Raw genomic sequence first — 25399 nt, forward strand, 5'->3', positions numbered from 1 at the left:
CGGATCAGTCGGTGAAAGGCCACGGGCCGGAATGGCTGCCCGATGGGATGACATCCGTCACGAGGGTCGGCGCAGGCGCCTCCAGCCATCGGCAGACCGTGATGGCGGCGGGCTCGAGCACGAGCTGCGGCGCCTCTTCCGCCCGGTGATCGGTCAGGACGGCGTGACAGGTCGCGGGCGCGATCTGGCAGACCACGCGCCCGATCTGGCCGGTGACGGCGCGGTGGACATGGCCCGAGAGCATGCGCACCGGCGCGGGATGGTCCTCGAGCAGCGCTATCATTTCGGCGCCGTTGCGCAGATTGTCGGCATCCATCGCCGGAATGCCGGAATGCATCCACGGATGATGCGTGCAGACGACCACGGGGCGCGCGCCGATGCGCGCAAGCGACGCGCGCAGGAACTCGAGGCCGTCGCGCGAAAGCTCGCCGTGATGGGCACCCTCGCGCAACGTATCGAGACCGATGGCGGCGAAGGGGCCGAAGTCACGCATCCAGTGGATCGGACCGGCCTCGGGCATCCAGGGCGCGGCGACGAAGGCCGCACGCATCGCACCGCGCGCGTCGTGATTGCCGGGCACGGCCAGCCACGGCAGCGCAAGCGGTGTCATGAGCTCGGCGAAATGCGCATATTCCTCGGACGTTCCGTGATCGGTCAGATCGCCCGTGACGATCACGCATTGAATCTTGCCCAGCAGCGGCAGCTTCGCGTTGATCGTATCGATCGCGCGGCGCAGCGCCCCGGCGGTGTCCGAGCGTCCATAGGCCAGCGCGCCGGGCGCGACGATATGCGTATCCGTGATGAGGATGAAGCCGGACATAAGGCGGTCTCTCCCTTGGGCAGGATCAGAAGTGCCTCAGGCGCGATGGACAAGCGGACCTCCGATCCCGTCTCGGGCGCGCTCAGCCCCGAATGGAGGGCATGCAGCGGCTCCTCGGCCGCGCCCGAGAGAGTGAGGCGGTAATGCGTGCCGAGAAAGGTCACCGCGTCGATGCGTGCCGCGAGCGGGCCATCCGGATCGACGCGGATATCCTCGGCGCGCACCAGCACCTCCTGCCCGCCCGCACCCTTGGGGAGGATCAGCGTTCCGCCGCGCAGATGCAGGCGGCCCCCCTCGATCCGGCCCGGCAGGGGCATCGCGTTCCCCACGAACCGCGCGACGAAGCCGGTGGCGGGCTTGCGATAGAGCGCCTCGGGCGTGCCGATCTGCGCGACGCGGCCCTCGCTCATCACGGCAACGCGGTCGGCGATGGCCATCGCCTCGTCCTGATCATGCGTGACGAAAATCGCGGTGATCCCGAAGTCTCGCAGCAAGAGCGCCAGTTCCGTGCGCAACTGGCCGCGCAGCGCGGCGTCGAGCGCCGAGAGCGGCTCGTCGAGGAGAAGAACCCGAGGCCGCGGCGCCATCGCGCGGGCCAGCGCGACCCGCTGCCGCTGGCCGCCCGAGAGGGCCGTGATCGCGCGGTCCGCATAGGCTTCGAGACGGCAGAGCGCGATCACCTCGTCCACGCGCCGCGCGATCTCCGGCTTCGGCAGCTTCTGCATCTTGAGGCCGTAGCCGATGTTGCCGCGCACCGACATGTTGGGAAAGAGCGCGTAGGACTGGAAAACCATGCCCATCTTTCGGGTTTCGGCCGATTGCCGCGTCAGATCCTCGCCATCGAAGACGATCCGCGCGCCCGGATCGGGCGTCTCGAGGCCCGCGACGATGCGCAGAAGCGTGGACTTGCCGCATCCCGACGGGCCGAGCAGCGCGACGATCTCGCCCCGCGCGATCTCGAGATCGGTGCTGTGAAGCGCGCGCACGCCGCCCGGAAACGTCTTGGCGATATTGGCGAGCATCAACGTCATTGCATGATCCTTTGAGCGCGGGCGCTGGCCCATTGCATGGCCATCAGAAGCGGCACGATCATCACGAAGAAGACCAGCGTGTAGGCCGACGCGACCTCGAGCCGCATCGACGCATAGCTGTCGGCCAGCCCCACGGGCAGCGTCTTGAGATAGGGGGTGTGCAGCATCCATGTCAGGTTGAATTCCCCGATCGAGAGGGTGACGACGGTCAGCGAGCCGGCGAGAATGCCGGGCAGCGCGTTGGGAACCACGATGTCGACGAAGCGCCGCGCCGGCCCCGCGCCGAGCGATGCCGCGCCCTCCTCGAGCGTCTTGAGGTCGATCGCCGCGAGCACCGACAGCACCGAGCGCACCATGAAGGGCATCGTGTAGAGCACATGCCCGACAAGGATGAAGCTCCAACTGGTGCGAAAGCCCTGAAGCGAGCCGTAGAGCTGGAGAAGCGCGAGCGCGAGCGCGAGGCCCGGAATGGCCAGCGGCAGCGAGATGAATTCCTCGAGAACGCGCGATGCCCGGCCGGGATTGCGCGCCAGCGCGTAGGCCGTGGGCACCCCGAGGATCAGCGTGACCACGAGACAGGCCAGCGCGAGCCAGATCGAGAGGAAGATGCTCGAGGCATAAAGCTCCCAGACCTGGCCGACCCATTTCAGCGTGAGGCCCGAAGAGACGCCCCGGAAGTAATTCACCGTCAGCCCTGCGAGCACCGACTGGACGATCGGGATCAAAAGGAAGGCGCAGGCCAGCAGGGTGACGGCGAGCGGCAGGGCCTTGAGGACGGGTCTCATCGGCTCAGCCCCCTGCCGCGACGGTGTCGCCCGACAGGCTGCGCGCGATCAGAAGAAGCGCCCAGGTCACCAGCCCCAGCATGACCGACAGGGCCGAGGCCATGGCGATGTTGGCCGAGAGCGTGAACTCGGTGTAGATCACCATCGGCAGCACATCGATATCGGTGGCGAGCGTGAAAGCCGTGCCGAAGGCGCCCATCGCGGTCGCGAAGGCGATGGCCCCGGCCGCGATCAGCGCGGGTGCGAGCGCCGGAAGGAGCACGTCGAGGACGATGCGATGGGGCGGTGCGCCCAATGTCCGCGCCGCCTCTTCCAGCGCCGGGTCGATCTTCTCGGCCGAGGCCATGACGGTCAGCAGCACCCGCGGGATCGAGAAATAGAGATAGCCCAGAAAAAGCCCGGTGATCGAATAGGCGAAGACCCAATGCCCCGGCAGAAGCTGATTGACGAGGCCCTGGCGCCCGCCCAGCAGAATGATCATGAAGCCGACGACCACGCCCGGAAAGGCGAGCGGCAAGGTGAGGATCGACAGCAGGACATTGCGCCCGGCAAAGCGGTTGCGCACCAGAAAGAGCCCCGCGATGGTCGAGATGGCGAGCGCGGTTCCAGTGACGGCCAGCGACACAAGGACGGTCTGAAGGAGCGTCGACAGATAGCGCGGCGTTTGCAGAATTCTCAGGTAGATGCCCCAGCCATCGCCGCTCTCGCTCGAGGCGAGGATGAGCCGCCCCAGCGGGATCGCGAGAAAGGCCAGCGTGAAGATCGCCAGCGGCAGCAGGCAGAAGGTCAGGAAAGTGCGTTGGCTCACCGCGTCGGCTCCGATGGGGCCCGCGGCCGGGCAAGGATGCACCCCTGCCCGGCCCGAGGATCCTTGAGGGTTACTGAACCTCGTTCAGGTAGCGATCGCCGAAGCCGGCCTGCGCGCGCTCCATTTCGGCATAATCCACCGCGACGGCGCGCTCGTAATCCGACGCCGGCAGGAACTTCTCCTTGACCTCGGCGGGCAGCTCGACCGGGCGGGCGGGCTGAAGATAGGCGTTGGTCCAGATCGCCTGGCCTTCGTCCGAGAGGATGAAGTCCAGAACGCGCTTGCCCGCATCCTCGTTCGGAGCGCCGGCGACAAGGCTCATGACATAGGGCACGCGCACGGAGCCCTCGCAGGGCAGAACGAATTCGAAATTCCCGTCCTCCTCGTATTTCCCGCGATAGGCGTTGAAATCGTAGTCGAAAAGGATCGGGATCTCGCCCGAGACCACCCGCGCGTAGGAGGTCTGCTTGGGCACGATGGGATCGTTCGCGCCAAGCTCGTTGAAATAGGCGATGGCGGGATCGAAATTCGTCAGATCGCCGCCATTGGCGAGATTGACAGCGACCGCGCCGGCATAGCCCACGAAGGCCGAGGACGGATCGAGATAGCCGACCATGCCGCGATATTGCTCATCCGTCAGATCGGCCCAGCATTGCGGGACCGGCGCGCCGCCCAGCGCATCGACATTCACGAAAAGGCCGAGCGTGCCGTAATGCACGGCGAACCAGTTCCCCTCGGGATCCTTCAGACCCTCGGGGATTTCGTCGAAGCCCGCGGGTTTGTAGGGCTGCACCACGCCTTCGCTGCCGGCCTTGATGCCGGTCGTCACGCCGTAATAGGCGACATCGGCGACCGGGCTCGCGCGCTCGGCGAGAAGCTGGCTGAGCGTCTGGCCCGAGTTCTTGTTGTCATGCGGCATCTTGATGCCGAGATTTTCGTCGATGGCTTCGAGCATCGAGGCCCAATCCGCCCATTGCGGCGGGCAGTTGTAGCAGATGGCGTCCTCCGCCATCGCCGGAGCGGCGATCGCGGTTGCGAAAAGTGCCGAGAGGGCAGTATGTTTCATGTGTTCATCCTTGTTTTTGAGCGATCTTCAGCGAGGGAACAGACGGCGGCCAGGCGGTACCCTGGTCGTCGTCGCGGCTTTCCGCGCGCGGGCGGGCAAGCGTGGCCCCCGCGCGGAAATCGAAGGGCAAGGGCGGCCGCTGAACGCAGGCCTTCCCTTGCAGCATCTCCAGAAGCGTCTGTGCGGCCTGCCGGCCCATCGCGTGCGGGGCCGTCTCGATCGTGGCGAGCGGCAGCTCGAGAAGCCGTCCGATCTCGATCCCGTCGAAGCCGACGACCGAAAGATCCTGCGGCACGCTCTTGCCCATCAGCCGGGCGGCCTTCTGCACCGCGATCGCCAGAAAATCGTTCGACGCGAAAAGCGCCGTCACGTCTTTCAGGGACGCGAAGCTGTCCGCCAAGAGCTCGGGCCGGTCGGCCTCGAGCTCGCCCAGCTCGATCAGCACGGGGTCCGGCAGACCCCGCGCCGCGCATTCGGCGCGGAACCCCGCATAGCGGTTGCGCGAGCGGTCCGAGCTGGAAAAGCGCAGCGACAGGAAGGCCGTGTGCCGGTGCCCGAGATCGGCGAAGCGCCGCGCCACCTCGCGCGCGGCGGTGAAATTGTCCACGTGGGCGGTCACGAAACCGTCGATCGGGTCGTGAAACATCAGCGACACCGGCAGCCCCCTGCCGCGCGCGTCGCTCAGCGCCGCGCTCTTCTCGGGCGCGACCATCGTGACGATCACACCGTCCACTTCCTTGGCGACGAGCGTCGCGATCGCGTCGTTGTCGGCCTCGCCGTCGTAATTCGAGCTGGCGATGAGAAGCTGGTAGCCCGATCCCGACAGCGCCTCCTGCACGCCCTGCACCGCCTCGGCGAAGACGGGGTTGGCCAGCGACGGCACGAGGCAGCCGATGGTCATACTGCGTCCGCCCTGCAAGGCCCGCCCCATCGCGCTGAAGGAAAACCCGAGCGCATCCGCCGCGCTCTCGACCCGCGCACGCACCTCCGCGCTCGCCGGCCCGGACCGGTTCAACACACGGCTCGCCGTCGCGATCCCGCAGCCGGCGCGCCGGGCGACATCCTTGATCGTGATTTTCTGGCGAGCATCCATGCCACGATCCTTGTGGAAACGTTTCCACAAGAGATACAGGTGATTCCCTACAGGAATGTGACAGGGGGATGAGGCGGTGTGGGAGAGCGCATCGGAGATGAGGAGCACCCAGATCGAGACCCACGCGCATCGCGATGACCTGACCACTCGAGGTCTCCAACTGCGTTGACCCCTCGGGCGCGTTTCGGCAAGCATGCGCGCTGAAAGGTATCGCCAGTGTTTCGATTTCACGAGTTTCTCGAGCGATGCGGACTCGATCCGGCGCGCACGCGCCTGCTCCGCCATGACGCGCGCGGCTCGGGGAGTTGGAGGCGCGGACCCGACGCGTTTCTATGCTTCGCGTCGATCCAAACGCAGGCGAACTCTCCTTATCGTGGGGATCCGTCTCACGCCTGTCACTTCATCGCGGGCCCGGTGCTGAACGGAAGGGCGACGGCGCTCTTTATCGGCGCCACGGAGGTCCGCAACCGACGGCCTTGGGACCGCAGGGAGCCGCCGCTCGCCCAGGATGCGGAGGTGCTCGCACAGGAGCGGTCGAGCCCGGACGCCCTCGACCTCTTCGATTTGACCTGGTGCCCCGCGTGCCGACCCTATGTCGAGCGTATTCTGATCGATTGGGGGGCTGGAACGCGATCATGGTCGCAATGGGCGCACGGCAAACACAAAGACATTCTCGAGTTGCGTCTCGATGCGCGCGAGGAGCCGTTTCCCGGATTCGCGCGCTTCCACGAGCATCTGAGTTCGCTCCGTTTCCTACCGCAAAGCTGGCAAGGCGCACTCGCGAGCGTTGGTGGTGTCTATCTGCTGGCGACGCCCGATGGACGCCAATATGTCGGCTCGGCCTATGGCACCGGCGGTTTCTGGGGACGCTGGAGTGTCTACGCGTCGAACGGACATGGCGGAAACCGCGAGCTGACGACGCTCGCGGCGGATCAGCGCGATTTTCAGGTGTCGATACTCGAAACGGCGTCCCCGGACATGTCGCCGACCGAGATCATCGCCCGAGAAGCCGCATGGAAGGAAAAACTCGGGGCGAGGGCGCATGGGTTGAACGCCAATTGAACTGGTGCAAGGGGCTGTCCGCAAGGGCGTGCGTCCAGTATCCACATCGACCATTGCCATAGAACAGAGCGCAGGTTCGTAGGGTCAAACTCATGCTTGCTAATGTGGTGCCCGGGGGCGGAATCGAACCACCGACACGAGGATTTTCAATCCACTGCTCTACCCCTGAGCTACCCGGGCATCGGGAACGCCTTGGCGTTCGGGTGAGGGCGTTCTAGGCGAGGGGTTAGGCGCTGTCCAGAGGCTTTGGCAACTTTTTCAGCGCTGTTTTCGAAGCTCGGCCTCGGCGGCCTCGATCGCGGCTTCGATGTCTTCCGGATCGTCCGAAGGGATGGCGTATCCGCCGCCCAGCCAGCGGGCGAGATCGAGGTCGGCGCAGCGTTTCGAGCAGAAGGGGCGGTGCGCCGGATCCACGGGTTTTCGGCAGATCGGGCAGCTCATAGCGGCCACTCGAGCGGGGCGCGGTCGCGCTTTCTTTGCAGCTCGTAATGGCCGAGCGGCGTCCAGCCGACGAGCGCCGTCTCGCCCGTGTCGGCGCGGAAAGCCGCGCGCAGCGCATCCTCGAACTGGCGCCTGTCCTTCTTGGCCATCGGCGCGAGATCGAGCGTGATCTGCCCGCCGAGGCCGCGCAGGCGCAGCTGGCGCGGAAGCTCGCGCGCGGCGGCGAGATTGGCCTTGTGGCCCGCGGCGGGGCTGGTGTCTGCGCCGGTATTCACATCGACGGCGACGAGCGCACGGGTCGGCTCGACATACATCGCGGCGCCCGCGGCCAGCGGCACATGCGCGCCGGCCAGAAGATCGAGCTGATCGAGCACGCCCTCGGCCTCGAAGCCGCCCGGCTCGGTCACGACATCCGCGGGCGCGCTCCAGTCGCGCCAGGCGAGCTGGTGCGGGCCGTCGCCCTCGAGCAGGACCTCGGCCTCACCCTCGGCATCGGCCATCACGGTCGCGGCAAGATCGGCCATGGCGCGAATGTCCTCTGCGATCTCGCCGTCATCGGTATCGAGGCAGGAGGAGCGCAGGATGAGGCCCATCTCGGCGCCCTCCATCTCGCTTCGGGCTATCTGGATCAGCACATCGCGGCGGTCGTCATCCTTGATCCGGCGGCTGATGTTGAGGCCGGGCGCATCGGGCGTGACGATGGCGTAGCGGGACTTGAAGAGGATCTTCTGCGTCACCGGCAGTGCCTTGCCCGGCTCGGCCTGCCCGGTGACCTGCACAAGGAGCGGCTGGCCGGGCGCGAGGCCGCGCACCTGGCGCAGGAAGGCTGGCCCGTCGGGCGTGCGCAGGAACATGCCGCCCTGCCCTTTCACGGGCCGCTCGCAGATCGCGCGGTAGATCGTGCCGACGCGCGGCGCATCCCCGTCGATCAGCACATCCTCGAGCCGGCCGGCGACGAGGCGCGCGGCGGCCTCGCGCGGGCCGAGATGATCCAGAACGATGGTCTCACGGCTCATGCGTCTTTCCTCCAGCCCGCGGCGGCGAGCAATGTGGCGGTCTCGGCCAGCGGCAGTCCGACGACCGCCGCATGCGAGCCCGCGATCCAGGGGATGAACGCGGCGGCGGGGCCTTGAATGCCATAGCCGCCCGCCTTGCCCTGCCAGTCGCCTGTCGCGAGATAGGCGGCGATCTCGGCCTCCGAGAGACGCTTCATGCGCACCTTGGTGAGCACGTCGCGCTGCCAGAGCCGGTCGCCCCGGCGCAGCGCGACGGCGGTGATGACGCTGTGGCGGCGCCCCGACAAGGCGCGCAGAAACGCCTCGGCCTCGGCGGCATCGGCGGGTTTGCCCAAGATGCGGCGGCCGAGCGCGACGGTCGTGTCGGCCGCGAGGACGATCTCGTCCGCGCCTGCCTGGAGCGCATACGCCTTCTCGCGCGCCATGCGGATGCAATAGGAACGCGGCAATTCGGCCTTGGCGGGGGTCTCGTCGATCTCGGGCGCGCGAATGGCATCGGGCACGATGCCGATCTGGGCCAGAAGATCGCGGCGGCGCGGGCTGGCCGAGCCGAGGACGAGGCGGGGGGAGGTCGGCGTCTCAGTCATGGCACCCGGGCTGTCTGCACCGCGCGTCCGCCCGCCCGCAAGCGGGCCGCGATCGCGCGCGCGGCCAAGCGATGCCTGGCCGTTACTTGAAACGATAGTTGATCCGGCCCTTGGTCAGATCATAGGGGGTCATCTCGACCTGCACCTTGTCACCTGCGAGAACGCGGATGCGGTTCTTGCGCATCTTGCCTGCCGTATGTGCGATGATCTCATGGCCGTTTTCCAGCTCGACCCTGAATGTCGCATTCGGCAGGAGTTCCTTGACGACACCGGGAAATTCGAGCGTATCTTCCTTGGCCATGTGGTCTCCTAAAGCGGTAATTTCCGCGCTGCGGCGGAACAGCGCCTTAAATGGCCTCATTCCCCGTCTTTTTCAAGGGCTATTGTCGCCCTGGCGCGGGGGCGTGCCTCAGCGCAGCGGGACCATCGCCGGCGCGCCCTCGCGCCCCGCCTGATCGGTCCAATGCGCGCGGTTGAGAACGCCGCCATCGGCCCGCACATCGGCCACACGCGCGAGATCCACCTCGCCGATGGTCCAACCGGGCCGGTTCATCACGCCTTCGGCGATCACGCCGGTCGGCGGGAAGCCGTGATCGGGCGGCCCGAAGATGCCGCCCATGCCGACATTGACGTCCACGGCGGGCGACCAGGGCGCTTCGCCCACGAGCGAGGACATGACGCTCACGCATTGCGCCTCGAGCGCGCGGGCCATCGAGCCGATGCGCACCCGGCTGTAGCCGGCCAGCGTGTCGGTGCAGGACGGGACCAGCAGAAGCTCGGCCTCGCTCACGGCGCGGGCGAGGAGCGGGAATTCGCTGTCATAGCAGATGAGAATCGCGATCTTGCCCAGCGCGGTGTCGAAGACCCGAAGGTTGCCGCCGCCCACCACGTCCCAGGGCGTACGCTCGAAGCGGGTCATGATCTGCTTGTCCTGAACGCCGCGCCCGCCGCCGGGGGCGAAGAGGGTCGTGCGGTTGACCGGGCGCGCGCCGAAGGCCTCGTCGAAGACCGGCGCAGAGGCCGAGAGGATATGGACGCCGTAGCGCGCCGCGAGATCGGCGTGAAGATCGTCGACATCGCCCATCAGGTCCGATGTCGCCCGCAAGCACCCCTCGAGATCGCCCGCCACGTCCGGCCCCGCGAGCATCGACAGCTCGAGCGCGCCATATTCGGGGAAGACCAGAAGCTCCGCCCCCTGCCCGGCGGCATTCGCCACCCAGTCGGTCAGCTTGGTCTTGAACGCTGCCCAGTCGGGCAGCGGATCGAGCGGGTATGCGGCGGTGGCTATTTTCATGCAGCCGACTCTACCAGCCCCGCCGCGCCGCTGCCAGACCCGGCGCGCACCGCCCCGGGTTCATCTTGGCGAAAATACTCATGGCTCGGCCGCCGAGGTCAGGCGCTGCCGGTGAATTGGAGCCGCGCGAGCCGCGCATAAAGGCCGTCCTCGGCCACGAGGCTGTCATGGGTGCCGGTCGCGACGATGCGGCCCGCCTCCATTACGACGATGCGGCCCGCTTTCTTCACCGTGGCGAGGCGATGCGCGACGATGATCGTGGTGCGGCCCTTGGCCAGAAGGTCCACCGCCTCCTGCACCGCGCGTTCGCTCTCGGCATCGAGCGCGCTCGTCGCCTCGTCGAGCAGCAGGACCGGCGCGTCGCGCAGGATCGCGCGGGCGATGGCGATACGCTGTTTCTGCCCGCCCGAAAGCATCACGCCACGCTCGCCCACCTGACTGTCATAGCCTTCCGGCAGGTTCATGATGAAATCATGCGCGGCGGCGGTGCGCGCGGCGGCCTCGACCTCGGCATCGCTCGCATCGAGCCGCCCGAAGCGGATGTTCTCGCGCGCCGTGGCGGCGAAGATCACCGGGTCCTGCGGCACGAGCGCCATCACGCGGCGAAAGGCATCGCGCCGCATGTCCGAGAGCGCGACGCCGTCGAGCAGCACCCGCCCCGCGACCGGATCGTAGAACCGCTGGAGAAGCTGGATCACCGTCGTCTTGCCCGCCCCCGAGGGGCCGACGAGCGCCACCGTCTCACCCGCCTCGATATGCAGATCGAAGCCGTGAAGCGCCGGCACGTCGGGCCGCGCGGGATAAACGAAATCGACGCCCTCGAAGCGGATATCGCCCGTCACGCGCGCGGGCAGCGCCGCGGGCGCCGCGGGATCCTGCACCGGATCGTCGCTGTTGAGAAGCTCGACCAGGCGCTCGGTCGCGCCCGCCGCGCGCTGAAGCTCGCCCCAGATCTCCGAAAGCGCGCCCACGGCGCCCGCGACCATCACGGAATAGATAACGAACTGCACCAGCGAGCCCGCGCTCATGTCGCCGCCGCGCACGTCGCGCGCCCCGATCCAGAGGACGCAGACGACGCCGGTGAAGACGAGGAAGATCACGATCACCGTCATCATCGCGCGCACGCGGATGCGCTCGCGCGCGGAGGCATAGCTGCGCTCGGTCGCGTCTGCGAAATCCGCGCGGGTCGCGGTCTCGTGGGTGAAGGCCTGCACCGCCTGCACGCTCAGCAGCGCCTCGGACGCCTTGCCCGAGCTTTCGGCGATCCAGTCCTGATTGTCGCGGCTGAGGCGCCGCAGCTTGCGGCCCAGCGTCATGATGGGAACGATGATGAGCGGCACGATCAGCAGCACCAGCCCCGTCAGCTTGGGCGAGGTCGCCAGCATCAGCGCGAGCCCCCCCACGAAGATGAGCGCGTTGCGCAGCGCGATCGAGATGGACGAGCCGATCACGCTGAGGATCAGCGTCGTGTCGGTCGTGATCCGGCTCAGCACCTCGCCGGTCATGATGCGCTCGAAAAAGACCGGGCTCATGGCGATCACACGGTCGAAAACGGCGCGGCGGATATCGGCCACCACCCGCTCGCCCAGCTTGGTCACAAGCGCATAGCGCAGGCCCGTGCCGATGGCGAGCAGCGCGGTGATTATCAGCGCACCCATGAAATAGCGATCGAGGATCTCGCCGTTCTCGACGCTGAAATTGTCGATCACCCGGCGCACGGCCAGCGGCAGCGTCAGCGACACGGCCGCCGTCAGGAAAAGCGCGAGACCGGCGGCGGCCATGAGCGCTTTGTAGGGCATGAGAAACGGGCCGAGCGCAGCGAGCGCACCGATGCGCTTCGAGGGGTCTCGATCACGCAGTTCCGCGCTGCTTGCTCCGCTTCGGGCCATGGCTCGCTCCTGTCGGTCGGGTCGGGATCGCGGCCCGTTCTTGACCCCCGCGCGCAGGGCGGTCAAGCGCCCATTCGCCGCAGCGCGTCCGGCTCACTCCGTCTGGTTGCGCTCGGCCTCGATGGCGCGCCAGCGCGCGACATTGGCGTTGTGCTCGTCCAGCGTCTCGGCGAAGGCATGCCCCCCGGTGCCGTCGGCCACGAAGAAGACGTAGTCCGTGACCGCCGGATCGACCGCCGCCTCTATGCTGGCGCGGCCCGGATTGGCGATGGGCGTCGGCGGAAGGCCTTCGATGACATAGGTGTTCCAGGGCGTCGCGGCGCGCAGCTCACTCGCGCGCAGGCCCCGGCCAAGAACGCCTTTGCCCTCGGTGATGCCGTAGATCACCGTCGGGTCCGTCTGAAGGCGCATGCCCCGGCGCAGGCGGTTCTCGAAGACGCTCGCCACCTGCCGGCGCTCTTCGGCGACGGCGGTTTCCTTCTCGATGATCGACGCGAGGATCAGCAATTCGTCCTCGTTCTCGAGCGGCAGACCCTCGGCACGGCTCGCCCAGGCGGCGGCGACGATGACCTCCTGCGCCTCGGTCATGCGCTCGATCAGGCTCGCGCGGGTATCGCCGCGCGCCACCTCGTAGCTGTCGGGCGCGAGCGTTCCCTCGGCGGGAACCTCCGCGACCTCGCCCTCCAGCACATCGACGGATTTCAGCCCCTCGACGACCTGCCAGCTCGTCGTGCCCTCGGCCACGGCGACGCGGAAACGGGTGTCGGCCTGGCCGCGCACCTCCTCGAAGACGGCGGGCGCCTCCTCCTCGGCCAGATCATAGGCGGCCTTCTCGACATATCGGTTCGTCTCGAGATCGAGCTCGCGCAGCTCGACTTCCTGATCGTTGACGCCGATGCGATAGACGATTTCGGTGCCGCAGGTGCTGGCGCCGCCGCGGGTGATGATGCGGGTGATCTCGCCCATCGTCGCGCCCTCGGGGATGAGCCAGCTTCCGGCCTTCAGATCGCCCGACTTGCCGGCGTAATCGGCGCCGATGCGGAAAATCACCGGGCTCGAGATCGCGCCCTGTTCGGCGAGGCTGGCCGACGCGTCGCGCATGGATGCGCCGCGATCGACCCGCAGGCAGACCGGCGCGTCCGACGGGCCCGCCGAGTTATAGGTGTTCTGCCCCCAGACGATGACGCCGCCGAGCAGAAAGACGACCACGACTAGAAAGCTGAGCGCGGAGGAAGCGATATTGCGCCACATCAGCGGAGCGCACCGAAGCAGACGCTCGCATTCGTTCCGCCGAAGCCGAAGCTGTTCGAGAGCGCCACCTTCACCTCGCGTGCGACCTTCCTGTTCGGCGCGAGGTCGAGCGGGGTTTCCACCGCCGGATTGTCGAGGTTGATGGTGGGCGGGGCCACCTGATCGCGGATCGCCAGGATCGAGAAGATCGCCTCGATCGCGCCCGCCGCGCCCAGAAGGTGCCCCGTCGCGGATTTCGTCGAGCTCATCGTCGCCTTCGAGGCCGCGTCGCCCAGAAGCCGCTCGACCGCCTTCAATTCGATCGTGTCGGCCATCGTCGAGGTGCCATGCGCGTTGATGTAATCGACCTGCGCGGGATCGAGGCCCGCATGGCCCAGAGCCATCTTCATCGCACGGAAGCCGCCATCGCCGTCCTCGCTGGGCGCGGTGATGTGATAGGCGTCGCCCGAGAGGCCATAGCCCAGAACCTCGGCATAGATCTTGGCGCCGCGCGCCTTGGCGTGCTCGTATTCCTCGAGCACGACGATGCCCGCGCCCTCGCCCATGACGAAGCCGTCGCGGTCGGTGTCATAGGGCCGGCTCGCGGCCTTGGGATCGTCCGCGCGTTTGGTGGAGAGCGCCTTGCAGGCGTTGAAGCCCGCGATCCCGATCTCGCAGATCGCCGCCTCGGCGCCGCCCGCGATCATCACGTCGGCATCGCCGAACATGATGAGACGCGCGGCATCGCCGATGGCATGCGCGCCGGTCGAGCAGGCGGTGACGACCGAATGATTCGGACCCTTGAAGCCGTAGCGGATGCCCACCTGCCCCGAGATGAGGTTGATGAGCGCGCCGGGAATGAAGAAGGGCGACACGCGCCGCACACCCTTGTCGCGGATGATGAGCGTCGTCTCCTCGATCGAGCGCAGACCGCCGATGCCCGAGCCGATCATGACGCCGGTGCGCTCGCGCGCCTCCTCGTCCTCGGGCATCCAGCACGCATCCTCGACCGCCTGTTGCGCGGCGGCGACCCCGTAGAGGATGAAGTCGTCGACCTTGCGGCGCTCCTTCGGCTCCATGTAGGCGTCGGCATTGAAGGTGCCGTCCGTTCCGTCGCCGAGCGGCACTTCGCAGGCGTATTTGGTCTGCACGTTGACCGGATCGAACCGCGTGATGGGTCCGGCCCCCGATTGGCCGTCCAGAAGGCGGCTCCAGGTTTCCTCGACGCCCGAGGCAAGCGGTGTGACCAGTCCAAGGCCTGTTACGACGACACGGCGCATCTGCTGCCCCTTTCCACGAAATTCTTTTCCGCTGCTCATACCCTTTTCTTGGGCCGGGGGGCAAGACCGGGCTCGGCGCGCGGCCCCTTGGGCAGCGGCGCCTCGCCGGGCCGCGGGCTAGGCTTACTGGAAGGGGGCCACCGGTTCGAGCGGGGCGGCGGCGATGCCGATCGCCTCGGCCAGATCCACATCGCGCGACATCAGCGCCTGCCCGATCATCGTGCCCGCGATGTTGGGCACGTAGCGCAGCCGCGCCACGTCGTCGACGCTGCGCACCGTGCCGCGTGCGATCACCGAATGACGCGTCTGCGCGGCAAGGCCCGTGATGACGCCGAGCGCGCCGTCGCCATCGCCGATCATGCCGCCCACATCGGTCACGATGATGCCCGCGAGCGGATCGGCCTCGAAGGCTTCGAGGAAGGAGGCGGGCGAGAAGCTCGACCGCTCGCGCCAGCCGTCGGTCACGACATGGCCGTCATGCACGTCGAGCGCCATGACGATCTGGTCGGGATAGAACTTGGCCAATTCGCGCAGCAGCATCGGGCTTTGTGCCGCCATGGTGCTGGCGACGATGCGGCCCGCGCCCTTGTCGAGCCATGTCTCGACCTGCCGCTGGGTGCGGAACCCGCCCCCCATTTGCACCGGAACGCCGGCGCTGCGGATGATTTCCTCGAGCAGGGCCGTGTTGTCGCCGTCGCCGCGCAGCCCGTTGAGGTCCGTCACATGCACCCAACTCGCCCCCTCGCGCGCCCAGCCGCGCACCACGTCGAGCGGCTCGCGGTGCCACAGGACCGGATCGCGCAATTCACCGCGCCGCAGCGTGACGCATTTGCCGTCCAGCAACTCGAGCGTAGGATAGATGATCATGTCGGCTCTCCCGAAAATAGCGCCAGAGGCGAGTCGCCCCGCTGCTTTTCTCGCATGGCGCGGTGCGGTGCGGAGCGTCCCAAATCGGCACTCGTCGCGCCTTATGCGGCCATGGCCGCCCTTGGACGCGATTTCTCCCCGGGCGGGCGCACCGAACATGGAACCTCGCCCCAACGCACCCGTTGGCCCCGTGGACGCAACGCACCGAAAGGAGAGACAGAGATGAAATTCCTGACAGCGAGCGCAATGGCCCTCACCGTCGCCGCAGGCGGCGCGATGGCGCAAGACGGCACGATGCGGACGGCGGCGGAAAACAGCGCCGACATGTCCGCGATGCAGGGCGATCTGATCCGCACCCGCGACATCACCGGCGGCGCGATCTACACGTCTGACGCGGCCAATGACGAAGGCTGGAGCGGCGCGGATTACGCCGATATCGGTGCCGATTGGAACGAGATCGGCGAGATCGAGGACGTCGTTCTGGATCAAGGCGGCCAGATGCAGGGCGTCGTGGCCGAAGTCGGCGGCTTTCTGGGCGTGGCCGACAAGCACGTGATGATCGCGGTGGATGACATCCGCCTCGTGCCGGTCGATGACACGGAAATCGTTCTGCTCACCCGCATGAACGAGGAGGAAATGGAAGAGCTGCCCAGCGTCGATGAAGGCTTCTGGAATTAAGCCGCGCGGGCGCCTGGGTCAGGCCTCCCGGATGGAGAAAGGGCGCGAGGATGAACTCCTCGCGCCCTTTTTTCGGTGGCTCGGCGCCGTGGCCCGACAGGCCCGGCGCTGCCGCGATATCAGGAGGCTTCCTTGATGAACTTCACCGCGTCGCCGAAGGTCTGGATGTTCTCGGCGGCGTCATCGGGGATCTCGATGCCGAACTCTTCCTCGAAGGCCATGACCAGCTCGACCGTGTCGAGGCTGTCGGCGCCCAGATCGTCGATGAAGGAAGCGTTCTCGACGACCTTGTCCTCTTCGACGCCCAGATGCTCGACTACGATCTTCTTCACGCGGTCTGCGATATCGCTCATGTCATAATCCTTGTTTTTTCGATGGGCGCCTCGGCCCGATTTTGCCCCCGCCCGTCTTGCGGGTGTCGGCGTGAATGGTGCCCGTCGCGGGCTTTATGTCAATGCCCAAGATGGCGCTGCGTCAGGGACCGCGATTTGCGACCGCCCGCTGAATCTGCGCCGCCTATAGCATATGGCGCGCGCGAGGCAAATGTTTTCGCCGCCCCGCGCGAGGCCCCGTTCTAGAGCATCGCCATGCCGCCGTTGACGTGCAGCGTGCTGCCCGTGACATAGCCCGCCTCGGTGCTGGCGAGATAGAGCACGGCGGCCGCGATCTCGGAAGGCTCGCCCATGCGGGCGGCGGGAATCTGCCCGTTGATCTTGGCTTTCTGATCGTCGGTCAGCTTGTCGGTCATGGCCGTGGCGATGAAGCCGGGGGCAATGGCGTTGGCGGTGATGCCGCGGCTGGCCACCTCGTAGGCGATGGACTTGGTCATGCCGACGACACCGGCCTTCGAGGCCGCGTAATTGGCTTGCCCCGGATTGCCCGTCGCGCCAACGATGGAGCTGATGTTGATGATCCGGCCCCAGCGCGCCTTCATCATCGGGCGCATCACGGCGCGGCAGAGGCGCATGGTGCTGGTCAGGTTCACGTCGAGCACGCTTTGCCATTCGTCGTCCGACATGCGCATGAAGATCTGGTCGCGCGTGATCCCGGCATTGTTGACGAGGATATCGAGCCCGCCCATCGCCTCGATCGCCTGTTTCGGCAGCGCCTCGACGGCCTCCTTGTTCGACAGATCGCACGGCAGGACATGCGCGCGCGTGCCCAGCTCCTTCGCCAGCGCCTCGAGCGGCTCGGTGCGCGTGCCGCTGAGGCCGACGGTGGCGCCCGCCGCGTGAAGGGCGCGGGCGATCTCGCCGCCGATCCCGCCCGATGCGCCGGTCACCAGCGCGGTTTTGCCTGTCAGATCAAACATCTCGAATTCCTCTCAATTCTCTTGCAGTGCGGCAGCCGCCGCCGCGGCCTCTTCAGGCGTGCCGATGTTGCGCACCGCGATATCCTTCTCGATCCGGCGAACCATTCCCGAAAGGGCCTTGCCCGCACCGATCTCCCATGTCTCGCTCACACCCTGCCGCGCCATGTAGCCGACGCTCTCGCGCCAGCGCACGGAGCCGGTGACCTGGCTCACCAACAGGGCGCGGATCTCTTCGGGCGCGCTCACGGCCTCGGCGCGCACATTGGCGACGAGCGGCATGGCGGGCGCGTCCATCGCGACCTCTTCCAGCGCCTCGCGCATCACCTCGGCGGCGGGTTGCATCAGGGCGCAGTGGAAGGGCGCGCTGACCGGCAGCAGCATCGCGCGCTTGGCGCCGCGCGCCTTGGCCATGTCGACGGCGCGCTCCACGGCGGCCTTGTGCCCCGAGACGACGACCTGCCCCGAATCGTTGTCGTTGGCAGCCTGGCAGACATCGCCCTCGGCGGCATCGCGCGCGAGCGCGGTCACGGCTTCGAAATCGAGACCCAGAATGGCGGCCATGGCGCCGACGCCCACGGGAACGGCCTCCTGCATGGCGCGGCCCCGGATGCGCAAAAGCCGCGCCGTGTCCGCCACGCTGAGCGCACCGGCGGCGGCGAGCGCGGAATATTCGCCCAGCGAATGGCCGGCGACGAATTGCGCGGCATCCAGCGTGACGCCCTCGGCCTCGAGGGCGCGCAGCGCGGCGAGGGAGGTCGCCATAAGCGCGGGCTGCGCGTTCTGCGTCAGGGTCAGCGTGTCCTGATCGCCGTCCCAGATGAGCGCCGACAGCGCCTCGCCCAGCGCGTCGTCCACCTCGTCGAAGACGTCGCGCGCCGCCGGATAGGCCTCGGCCAGCGCGCGGCCCATGCCGATGGTCTGTGCGCCCTGCCCCGGAAAAATGAATGCTCGGCCCATGCTGGCCCTCCTTAACTCAATGACCGGACGGATAACGCGCAAGGCCGCGCGAGGCAATGGCGCAGACCTTCTGTGCGGCGCCGCAGGATTGCAGCCCCCCCGAGATGGGCTAGGTTTCGCGCCAGCCACGACAGCGAGAGGATCCTCGAAATGCCCTTCGGCAACACCGCGACGAGCTATGGCAGCGTCACCAAGTTCTTTCACTGGACCATCGCGCTGATGATCCTGTCGATGTTTCCGCTCGGCTGGGTGGCGAGCGAGCTTGCGCACCGCATCGAGGCGCCCGACATCACGGCGAGCGACGCCATGATCGCCTGGGCCAAGACGCTCTTTTCCATTCACAAGACGCTCGGCATCGCCATTTTCGCAGTGGCGCTCCTGCGCATCCTCTGGGTCGTCTCGCAGCCCAAGCCCAAGCTGCTCAACGGCGACAAGCCGCTCGAGGCGCGGCTGGCCGAGACGGTGCATTGGCTTCTCTACGGCTCGCTCGTGCTCGTTCCGCTCAGCGGCTGGGTGCATCACGCCTCGACCACGGGCTATGCGCCGATCTGGTGGCCGTTCGGGCAGGGCCTGCCCTTCGTTCCCAAGGACCCCGCCGTGGCCGAGGTGACGGGCGCCGTGCATTTCATCCTGCAATGGGTGCTGGCCGGGTCCATCGCGCTGCATGTCGCGGGCGCGCTCAAGCATCACATCGTCGACCGCGACGCCACGTTGCGTCGCATGCTGCCGGGTCATCTGACCGCCCTGCCGACCGAGACGCAGCCGGGCCACGCCCTGCCCGTTCTGGCCGCCCTCGCCGTCTGGGCCGCCGCGCTCGGAGGCGGGGCCTGGGCGGGCTGGCTCAGCCCCGAGGACGGCGCACGCGCCGAGGCGCTCGCGGAGGTCAGCAGCGAATGGCAGGTCGAGGAAGGAAGCCTCTCGATCACCATCGTGCAGAACGGCTCGGACGTGACGGGCAGCTTCGCCGACTGGACAGCCGAAATCACCTATGATCCCGAAGCGGATGCCGAGGGCCGGCACGGCGACGTCAAGGTGACCGTCTCGATCCCGTCGCTCACGCTCGGCAGCGTGACCGGGCAGGCGATGGGCGCCGATTTCTTCGCGGCGGAAGACTTTCCCACCGCCGTCTTCGAGGCCGACCTAGTGGAGTCGGGCGAAGCTCTGACCGCCGAGGGCACGCTGCGCATCCGCGATCAATCCGCCCCGGTGAGCATGCCCGTCGACCTCGCGCTCGACGGCGACCGCGCCGAGGCGTCGGGCGGGCTTGCCGTGAACCGGATGACGTTCAACGTCGGCACCGGCACCACGGACGAAAGCACCCTCGCCCATGAGGTGCGCATCGACTGGCAACTCACCGCCACACGCGGCGCGGAAGGCGGCGACGAGACCAGCGCCGCAACCGAAGGCACCGCCCAATAAAAAGGCCCGCGCCCTATTGCGGGGGCGCGGGCCTCTTCGTCAACGCATGTAGAGCATCACTCGGCGATGCCGGCCTCGATCGAGATTTCGACATCCAGCTCGTCCGAGACATTGGGCGCGAAGGCGCCGACGCCGAAATCGGAGCGCAGGATCTTGGTTTCCGCATCGAAGCCGAGCCATGCCTTGTTCTGCATCGGGTGCTGGCCATCGAGGTTCAGCTCGGTCTCGAGCTGCACCGACTTGGTGATGCCGTTCATCGTCAGATCGCCGGTGATGATCGCGGTGTCGTCGCCCGTCACCTCGATCGCGGTCGATTTGAACGTCACCAGATCGCCGTCCTCGGCGCCGAAGAAGTCATCCTTCATGAAATGCTCGAAGCGCGCTTCCCAGCCGGTGTAGAGCGACTTGAGAGGGATCGACACCTCGACCGAGGAATTCGCGGGGTTTTCCTTGTCGAACATGATCTGGCCTTCCCAGCCGGCGAACATGTTGTAGGTCGTCGAATAGCCGAGGTGGTCGTAGGTGAACATCACCTGGCTGTGGCTCGGATCGAGCGTGTAGGCCACGGGCTCGGCACTTGCGGCGGTGGCGCCGAGGGCGGCGGCGGTCGCGGCGGCTGCGAAAAGGGATGCTTTCATGGGGTCTGTCTCCTCTGGGTTATACGTCACTGCGCCCAGAGGTATCTCAATCGCGAAACAAGGCAATTGCGCAGAATTCAACACTGCGTGTGGATCGGCGCAGATTTGCCGGGCCTCCGCAGCCGTGGCGCGGGGCGCGTGGCGGCGCCCCGCAATGTGCGTTCAGGCAGCCGCGCGGGCGCCCAGCATCTCGCGCAGCGCGGCTTCGATGCGCGGATCCGTGACCGGCACCGTGACCAGCGCCGCGCCCGATTGGCAATGCGCGGTGAAGAGCCCGTCGCGCAGCACGATCTCGCCCAGAGTGTCGATGTCATGCGTGACTTCCGAGCGCACCTGGCCCCGCTCACCGCGCTCGATGATGGTCATGCGCCGCAGGGACGGGCTGATCTGCACCTCGGGGCCGGTGGCCTCGCGCGGCGCGGTCAGCAGCATCACCCCCAAGAGCGCCAGCGCCGCCGAGAAGGCCAGCTTGAAAAGCTGCATCATCGCGTCGCCCTCGACGACCGGAACGAGCCAGAGACCCGTCGCCGCGATCAGGAGCGCCACAGCCGCGCAGCGCAGACCGATCCGGCGCAGCGCGCCCGGTCCGTGCGTTTCGATATGGTGAACCGGAATGCTGCGCTGATGGCGCAGCGGCCCCTCGGGCATGAACGTGTCGGGAAGTGATGTCATCGGTGTCGCCCCTTCGCTAGCTCGGCCCTGATACGGCGCGCCCCTCGCGCCGATTGGCCGTTCCGGACCGGACCTCTCGGATCGGCTCCGGCTTGGTTAATGGATCGCTTGCAAATCGGGCGTGATTGGGGCGGATGAGGGGCGAGCGCGGGATGAATCGGTGACACGGTCATGATGCGTCGCCGCCCCGCTCCGGAAACGCGCCATCAAGGCGGCCATGCGCCCTTGCGCCTTGGGGCCGATGGCTGTATGGCTCGCCCTCGTTTCGCAGATACGCATGAACCGCGCAGTCTCTCGTGGTGGGGCCGCGAAACGACTTGCCCCGCCTATGAAATGCGCCTTGATAGAAGTGGATCCAACATGCCCCTTTACGAGCATGTCTTCATCTCGCGCCAGGATTTGTCCAGCGCACAGGCCGAGGGCCTCATCGAACATTTCGGCACCGTGCTCGCCGATAACGGCGGCAAGCTCGTCGATCACGAGTACTGGGGCGTCAAGACGATGGCCTACAAGATCAACAAGAACCGCAAGGGCCACTACGCCTTCCTGCGCTCGGACGCGCCGTCCGAAGCCGTGCAGGAAATGGAGCGTCTGATGCGCCTGCATGACGACGTCATGCGCACGCTGACCATCAAGGTCGAGGAGCACAAGGAGCTTCCGTCGGTCCAGATGCAGAAGCGCGACGAGCGGTCCGAGCGCCGCGAGCGCCGTTGATCAACGCCTGAGAAAAAGGACATAAACCATGGCTACCAAACCGTTTTTCCGTCGCCGTAAGGTCTGCCCCTTCTCGGGCGAGAACGCACCTGCGATCGACTACAAGGATACCCGCCTCCTGCAGCGCTACATCTCCGAGCGCGGCAAGATCGTGCCCTCGCGCATCACCGCCGTCTCGGCCAAGAAGCAGCGTGAGCTGGCCCGTGCGATCAAGCGCGCCCGCTTCCTCGCCCTGCTGCCCTACGCCGTCAAGTAAGGAGTAAGACAATGCAAGTTATCCTTCTCGAGCGTGTGGCCAAGCTGGGCCAGATGGGCGACGTCGTCGACGTGAAGCCCGGCTTCGCACGCAACTACCTGCTGCCCCAGCGCAAGGCGCTGTCGGCCTCCGAGCGCAACATCGCCGATTTCGAGGCGCGCAAGGCGCATCTCGAGGCGCAGAACCTCGAGACCCGCAAGGAAGCCGAGGCGCTCGCCGCCAAGCTCGACGGCCAGCAGTTCATCGTGATTCGCCAGGCCGCCGATTCGGGCGCGCTCTACGGCTCGGTCACCACGCGCGACGCCGCCGATGCGGCCGGCGAAGGCGGCTTCTCGGTCGACCGCAAGCAGGTCTCGCTGGGCAAGCCGATCAAAGAACTGGGCCTGCACCAGATCCACATCTCGCTGCACCCCGAAGTCGAGGCGACCGTGACGCTGAACGTCGCGCGCTCGGTCGAAGAGGCCGAATTGCAGGCCTCGGGCAAGTCGATCCAGGAACTGGCCGCCGAGGAAGAAGCGGCAGCCGATTTCGAGATCGCCGAGCTTTTCGACGATATCGGCTCGGCCGCGTCGGACGACGAGGACCTGGCCGAGGCGGTCGACCGCTCGCGCAACGACGAGAGCGACGACGACGCCTGACCCGGCGCATCGGTGAGCATTCGAGGGCCGCGCGGGCAACCGCGCGGCCCTTCTTGTTGGGGGCGCGTGCCCTCTTGACGCGGCACGCGCGAATGCCCTAATCGCGCGGCGCATCGACAGGCGGTGCACCCTCTCGAAAGTTCTTCCCACATGACGGCACGGCTCTGGTCCTCGGGCGATCTCATCGTCGACAGGAGGCTCGACTATGCCGAGGCGCTGGCCGAGGCCGGCGATCTCGACGCGGCCGCCGAGCTTTTGCACGGCGCGCTGCGCCTCGCGCCCGGCTGGGCCGCGGGCTGGTTCCGGCTCGGCGAATGGTGCGAGGCGGCGGGGCGCGCCGCCGACGCCATCGCGGCCTGGGACGCGGCGCTCGCGGCGGACCCGGCGGACCGGCTCGGCGCGGGGCCGAAGCGCGATCTCGCGCGCCGTGTCCCGCTCACCGAAACGATGCCGGCCGCCTTCGTCGAGGCGCTTTTCGATCAATACGCGCCGGGTTTCGAGGACGCGCTCGTCGGCAGGCTCGACTACCGCGCGCCCGAGCTTCTGCGCGCGGCGCTCGGCGGTCCGGCACGGCGCTATGCGCGCGCGCTCGATCTTGGCTGCGGCACGGGGCTGGCAGGTCTTGCCGTCCGCGACATCTGCGATTGGCTGGGCGGCTGCGACATCTCCGAAGGCATGCTGCGGGAGGCTGCCGCCAAGGGCATCTACGACCGGCTCGAGCGGCGGGATCTGGGCAGGCTCGGCGCCGGTCCCGAGCGCTATGATCTGATCCTCGCCGCCGATGTCTTCACCTATCTCGGCGCGCTCGAACGGATCATCGGCTGGTGCGCGGGCGCGCTCGCGCCGGGCGGGGTGCTCGCCTTCACCGTCGAGGCGTGCCAGCCCGGCGAGGCGCCGCTCACGCTGCGCGCAAGCCGCCGTTTCGCCCATGCGCGCGCACATGTCGAGGCGATCCTGCGCGCGGCGGGCTTCGTGTCGGTGGAGATCGCGGAGGCGGTTCTGCGCAAGGATGCCGGCGAGGATATCGCCGGGCTCGTCATCGTCGCTGGGGGCCTGACCGCGCCCAGGGCGCGGCAGGGCGATGGCGAGGACGCCGTCCCCGCCTGATGCGCCGCGGGCGCTCAGACCATGCCGAGCGCTTCCTTGTACATCTCGAGCACCGCCTCTTCCTCGGCGATGTCGTCCTTGTCGCGCTTGCGCAGGGCGATGACCTTGCGCATGACCTTGGTGTCATAGCCGCGCGCCTTGGCCTCGGCCATCACCTCTTTTTGCTGCTCGGCGAGGTCTTTCTTCTCGGCGTCGAGACGCTCGATCCGCTCGATGAACTGACGCAGCTCGTCGGCGGTGACGCGGTAATTGGCGTCGGTATTGGCATCAAGGGTCTGGTCGCTCATTTCACTACTCCGCATCCTCAGAAGATGCCGGTGAGTACAGCGCGGCCCGCCATGCTGCAAGCCCCGGCGGCTTGAGCTCGGCCCCGCTCCGCGCTAAGCAGCGGTGGGCCGCCACGTCACCCGAGGAGCGCAGTCATGGAAACACTCATCTGGGCCGGCGCCGCCGTGTCGCTCGCCGGTCTCGCCGGTCTGATCTGGTGCATCGCGCGCGTCTGGCGCGCCCGCCGCGCCAAGCTCGACGAGGCCGAGATGCGCAAGGTTCTGCAAAAGGTTCTGCCGGTGAATACGGGCGCGCTTTTCCTGTCTGTCATCGGGCTCATGATGGTGGTTGTCGGCATCCTCCTGCGCTGATCGGCACGGGGTGCCTCACGCCGCCCCCTGATCGGCGGCCTGCCGCGCGGCGGGTCCCGTGCCCGGCTCCGGCGCGGCCTGCGCGACAGCGGCGATCCGCGCGAGCGGCTGCGCAGCCTCCTCGTCCTCTTTCGGCGCCGAGGCGATCTGCGGCGCGCTCGGGATGAGGCGAACCGCCCGCGCGCCGTTGAGCTGGCCGAGCCGGGCCGTCGCGACCACATGTTTCTGGCTCGCTTCGAGCCGCACCTCGAGCGTCGCATCCGCCCCGAGCGGCAGCAGACCGCCCACCTCGAGCGCGCAGGCCCTGGCGAGCGGCAGGCTCACCCGCCCCAGCACCGCGTCGAGGAGCGCCGGCGCGTTCATCGCGCTTTGCTCGAGCGTGCGGCCGGCCGGCGCGCCGCCATGTGCTGCCGCGCGGCGCGGCGGCGCCTCCGGCACGGGCAGAAGAAAGGTGATCGCGCCCGGATGACCTTCTGCCCCCAGCTCGACCATGAGGCGAAAGACATGAAAGGCGGGCGCACCGAGCGCCAGAGCCATGCCGCGCGCATCCTCCATCATCACGCCGAAGCGATAGCCCGCAGCCCAATGCGGCGCGGCCTCCGCCTCGCTCTCCGCCTCTCCGGTGAGCTTTTCTTCGGCCCCGGCGAGGGCCGCGTCGATCAGCGGCGCGGCGATGGCGGCATCGGTGCGCGTGACCGCGCGCGTGCCCATGCCGCGCCCACTGATGCGGCCCGTCGTCTGTATCTCGATCAGCGCGGCCAGCATCGCGGGGTCGATGCGCACCGCCCCGCGCGCGCCGCGCGGCCCGTCGAGAAGCACCATCAAGCCGCCCTCGCCCAGTTCGGCGCGCAGCGCGGTTTGCGAGATTTCCACCTGCTCGACCGCCGCCACGACCATCGGCAAAGCGAAGAGCCCGTCCGATGCCTGCGCAAGCGCCAGCCTCAGCGCCTTGGCCGGGGACATCGCGCGCGCCTGATATTCCTCGCGCGAGGCGCGCGCCTTGCGATGGATGACCGTATTGCCGCCCTGAGCTGTCATGCGCGCCGCCGATGTCCCTTGCCGAATGCCGGATGCGCCGACCGTAACCCGCGCGCGGTTACC

Annotated in this window: 30 protein-coding genes and 1 tRNA gene; 8 read left to right on the plus strand and 23 right to left on the minus strand. The window is 67.7% G+C overall.

Annotated features, from left to right (window positions below; genetic code table 11):
- Nucleotides 1-4 precede the first annotated feature (4 nt).
- The 6 genes from ACGRVM_RS08710 to ACGRVM_RS08735 form a co-directional block, all read right to left on the minus strand.
- Entirely contained in the window at nt 5-787 is a 783-nt protein-coding gene (locus ACGRVM_RS08710) for a phosphodiesterase (protein ID WP_394624053.1), read from the minus strand.
- Entirely contained in the window at nt 673-1851 is a 1179-nt protein-coding gene (locus ACGRVM_RS08715; RefSeq protein WP_377170798.1) for an ABC transporter ATP-binding protein, read from the minus strand. The genes ACGRVM_RS08710 and ACGRVM_RS08715 overlap by 115 nt, the downstream gene beginning before the upstream one ends.
- Nucleotides 1848-2636 (minus strand): ABC transporter permease, encoded by a 789-nt coding sequence (locus ACGRVM_RS08720; protein ID WP_377170796.1) that lies wholly within the window; start codon nt 2634-2636, stop codon nt 1848-1850. The genes ACGRVM_RS08715 and ACGRVM_RS08720 overlap by 4 nt, the downstream gene beginning before the upstream one ends.
- A gap of 4 nt (nt 2637-2640) precedes the next feature.
- On the minus strand, nt 2641-3444 hold the full coding sequence (locus tag ACGRVM_RS08725) for an ABC transporter permease (RefSeq protein ID WP_377170794.1): 804 nt from the start codon (nt 3442-3444) through the stop codon (nt 2641-2643).
- Between the two features lie 70 nt (nt 3445-3514).
- On the minus strand, nt 3515-4510 hold the full coding sequence (locus ACGRVM_RS08730) for an ABC transporter substrate-binding protein (RefSeq protein ID WP_377170792.1): 996 nt from the start codon (nt 4508-4510) through the stop codon (nt 3515-3517).
- A gap of 4 nt (nt 4511-4514) precedes the next feature.
- A complete protein-coding gene (locus ACGRVM_RS08735; protein ID WP_377170790.1) occupies nt 4515-5603 on the minus strand; it encodes a LacI family DNA-binding transcriptional regulator in 1089 nt (362 codons plus the stop codon).
- A gap of 216 nt (nt 5604-5819) precedes the next feature.
- Here ACGRVM_RS08735 and ACGRVM_RS08740 point away from each other — a divergent pair, with 216 nt between their 5' ends.
- A complete protein-coding gene (locus ACGRVM_RS08740) occupies nt 5820-6665 on the plus strand; it encodes a GIY-YIG nuclease family protein (protein ID WP_377170788.1) in 846 nt (281 codons plus the stop codon).
- A gap of 105 nt (nt 6666-6770) precedes the next feature.
- Here the strand turns inward: ACGRVM_RS08740 and ACGRVM_RS08745 are convergent.
- The 10 genes from ACGRVM_RS08745 to ACGRVM_RS08790 all read right to left on the minus strand — a co-directional run bounded on the left by ACGRVM_RS08745 (nt 6771) and on the right by ACGRVM_RS08790 (nt 15269).
- Nucleotides 6771-6845, minus strand: a tRNA-Phe gene (locus ACGRVM_RS08745).
- A gap of 78 nt (nt 6846-6923) precedes the next feature.
- Nucleotides 6924-7106, minus strand: coding sequence for a DNA gyrase inhibitor YacG (locus tag ACGRVM_RS08750; protein ID WP_377170786.1), 183 nt, complete (start codon nt 7104-7106; stop codon nt 6924-6926).
- A complete protein-coding gene (locus ACGRVM_RS08755) occupies nt 7103-8122 on the minus strand; it encodes a ribonuclease E/G (protein WP_377170784.1) in 1020 nt (339 codons plus the stop codon). The genes ACGRVM_RS08750 and ACGRVM_RS08755 overlap by 4 nt, the downstream gene beginning before the upstream one ends.
- Nucleotides 8119-8709, minus strand: a complete 591-nt coding sequence (locus ACGRVM_RS08760; protein ID WP_377170782.1) for a Maf family protein — start codon at nt 8707-8709, stop codon at nt 8119-8121. The genes ACGRVM_RS08755 and ACGRVM_RS08760 overlap by 4 nt, the downstream gene beginning before the upstream one ends.
- 82 nt (nt 8710-8791) lie before the next feature.
- Complete coding sequence (gene infA / locus ACGRVM_RS08765; RefSeq protein ID WP_005978431.1) at nt 8792-9010, minus strand: translation initiation factor IF-1; 219 nt, start codon at nt 9008-9010, stop codon at nt 8792-8794.
- Nucleotides 9011-9118: 108 nt separating this feature from the next.
- Nucleotides 9119-10003 carry a carbon-nitrogen hydrolase family protein gene (locus ACGRVM_RS08770; RefSeq protein ID WP_377170780.1) on the minus strand — a complete coding sequence of 295 codons (885 nt, stop codon included), beginning with the start codon at nt 10001-10003 and terminating at the stop codon, nt 9119-9121.
- Nucleotides 10004-10101: 98 nt separating this feature from the next.
- The gene (locus tag ACGRVM_RS08775; RefSeq protein ID WP_377170778.1) at nt 10102-11892 is read right to left on the minus strand and encodes an ABC transporter transmembrane domain-containing protein; all 1791 of its coding nucleotides are present in this window, start codon (nt 11890-11892) and stop codon (nt 10102-10104) included.
- A 93-nt stretch (nt 11893-11985) separates the two neighbouring features.
- On the minus strand, nt 11986-13143 hold the full coding sequence (gene mltG / locus ACGRVM_RS08780) for an endolytic transglycosylase MltG (RefSeq protein ID WP_377170776.1): 1158 nt from the start codon (nt 13141-13143) through the stop codon (nt 11986-11988).
- Complete coding sequence (gene fabF / locus ACGRVM_RS08785; protein WP_377170774.1) at nt 13143-14402, minus strand: beta-ketoacyl-ACP synthase II; 1260 nt, start codon at nt 14400-14402, stop codon at nt 13143-13145. The genes mltG and fabF overlap by 1 nt, the downstream gene beginning before the upstream one ends.
- A gap of 123 nt (nt 14403-14525) precedes the next feature.
- Nucleotides 14526-15269 (minus strand): 1-(5-phosphoribosyl)-5-[(5-phosphoribosylamino)methylideneamino]imidazole-4-carboxamide isomerase, encoded by a 744-nt coding sequence (locus ACGRVM_RS08790; RefSeq protein ID WP_377170772.1) that lies wholly within the window; start codon nt 15267-15269, stop codon nt 14526-14528.
- A 222-nt stretch (nt 15270-15491) separates the two neighbouring features.
- Here ACGRVM_RS08790 and ACGRVM_RS08795 point away from each other — a divergent pair, with 222 nt between their 5' ends.
- Entirely contained in the window at nt 15492-15947 is a 456-nt protein-coding gene (locus ACGRVM_RS08795) for a PRC-barrel domain-containing protein (RefSeq protein WP_377170770.1), read from the plus strand.
- Nucleotides 15948-16066: 119 nt separating this feature from the next.
- Here the strand turns inward: ACGRVM_RS08795 and ACGRVM_RS08800 are convergent, their stop codons facing one another.
- The 3 genes from ACGRVM_RS08800 to fabD form a co-directional block, all read right to left on the minus strand.
- The gene (locus tag ACGRVM_RS08800) at nt 16067-16300 is read right to left on the minus strand and encodes an acyl carrier protein (protein WP_076531917.1); all 234 of its coding nucleotides are present in this window, start codon (nt 16298-16300) and stop codon (nt 16067-16069) included.
- A 221-nt stretch (nt 16301-16521) separates the two neighbouring features.
- Nucleotides 16522-17259 carry a 3-oxoacyl-[acyl-carrier-protein] reductase gene (gene fabG / locus ACGRVM_RS08805; RefSeq protein ID WP_377170768.1) on the minus strand — a complete coding sequence of 246 codons (738 nt, stop codon included), beginning with the start codon at nt 17257-17259 and terminating at the stop codon, nt 16522-16524.
- Between the two features lie 12 nt (nt 17260-17271).
- The gene (fabD, locus tag ACGRVM_RS08810; RefSeq protein ID WP_377170766.1) at nt 17272-18216 is read right to left on the minus strand and encodes an ACP S-malonyltransferase; all 945 of its coding nucleotides are present in this window, start codon (nt 18214-18216) and stop codon (nt 17272-17274) included.
- A gap of 150 nt (nt 18217-18366) precedes the next feature.
- Between fabD and ACGRVM_RS08815 the strand changes: the two genes are divergently transcribed.
- Nucleotides 18367-19635 carry a cytochrome b/b6 domain-containing protein gene (locus ACGRVM_RS08815; protein ID WP_377170764.1) on the plus strand — a complete coding sequence of 423 codons (1269 nt, stop codon included), beginning with the start codon at nt 18367-18369 and terminating at the stop codon, nt 19633-19635.
- 56 nt (nt 19636-19691) lie between these two features.
- Here the strand turns inward: ACGRVM_RS08815 and ACGRVM_RS08820 are convergent, their stop codons facing one another.
- Both ACGRVM_RS08820 and ACGRVM_RS08825 read right to left on the minus strand, forming a co-directional pair.
- Nucleotides 19692-20273, minus strand: a complete 582-nt coding sequence (locus tag ACGRVM_RS08820; protein WP_377170762.1) for a YceI family protein — start codon at nt 20271-20273, stop codon at nt 19692-19694.
- A 162-nt stretch (nt 20274-20435) separates the two neighbouring features.
- A complete protein-coding gene (locus tag ACGRVM_RS08825; RefSeq protein WP_377170760.1) occupies nt 20436-20945 on the minus strand; it encodes a hypothetical protein in 510 nt (169 codons plus the stop codon).
- 360 nt (nt 20946-21305) lie between these two features.
- Between ACGRVM_RS08825 and rpsF the strand changes: the two genes are divergently transcribed.
- From rpsF to ACGRVM_RS08845, 4 genes are all read left to right on the plus strand, one after another.
- Nucleotides 21306-21659, plus strand: coding sequence for a 30S ribosomal protein S6 (rpsF, locus tag ACGRVM_RS08830; RefSeq protein WP_377170758.1), 354 nt, complete (start codon nt 21306-21308; stop codon nt 21657-21659).
- Between the two features lie 28 nt (nt 21660-21687).
- Nucleotides 21688-21915, plus strand: coding sequence for a 30S ribosomal protein S18 (rpsR, locus tag ACGRVM_RS08835; RefSeq protein ID WP_036700444.1), 228 nt, complete (start codon nt 21688-21690; stop codon nt 21913-21915).
- 11 nt (nt 21916-21926) lie between these two features.
- A complete protein-coding gene (gene rplI, locus ACGRVM_RS08840) occupies nt 21927-22553 on the plus strand; it encodes a 50S ribosomal protein L9 (RefSeq protein ID WP_377170755.1) in 627 nt (208 codons plus the stop codon).
- Between the two features lie 150 nt (nt 22554-22703).
- Complete coding sequence (locus tag ACGRVM_RS08845; RefSeq protein ID WP_377170753.1) at nt 22704-23660, plus strand: class I SAM-dependent DNA methyltransferase; 957 nt, start codon at nt 22704-22706, stop codon at nt 23658-23660.
- Between the two features lie 14 nt (nt 23661-23674).
- Here ACGRVM_RS08845 and ACGRVM_RS08850 read toward each other — a convergent pair whose 3' ends face one another.
- Nucleotides 23675-23947 (minus strand): DUF2312 domain-containing protein, encoded by a 273-nt coding sequence (locus ACGRVM_RS08850; protein ID WP_377170751.1) that lies wholly within the window; start codon nt 23945-23947, stop codon nt 23675-23677.
- A gap of 135 nt (nt 23948-24082) precedes the next feature.
- On the opposite strand from ACGRVM_RS08850, the gene ACGRVM_RS08855 reads away from it, so the two are divergent.
- Nucleotides 24083-24298 carry a hypothetical protein gene (locus tag ACGRVM_RS08855; RefSeq protein WP_377170748.1) on the plus strand — a complete coding sequence of 72 codons (216 nt, stop codon included), beginning with the start codon at nt 24083-24085 and terminating at the stop codon, nt 24296-24298.
- 15 nt (nt 24299-24313) lie between these two features.
- Here ACGRVM_RS08855 and ACGRVM_RS08860 read toward each other — a convergent pair whose 3' ends face one another.
- Nucleotides 24314-25336 (minus strand): FliM/FliN family flagellar motor C-terminal domain-containing protein, encoded by a 1023-nt coding sequence (locus tag ACGRVM_RS08860; protein ID WP_377170746.1) that lies wholly within the window; start codon nt 25334-25336, stop codon nt 24314-24316.
- Between the last annotated feature and the right edge of the window lie 63 nt (nt 25337-25399).

Origin of the sequence: Roseovarius aquimarinus (assembly GCF_043661195.1) — a bacterium.
Taxonomy (GTDB): Bacteria; Pseudomonadota; Alphaproteobacteria; order Rhodobacterales; family Rhodobacteraceae; genus Roseovarius; species Roseovarius aquimarinus.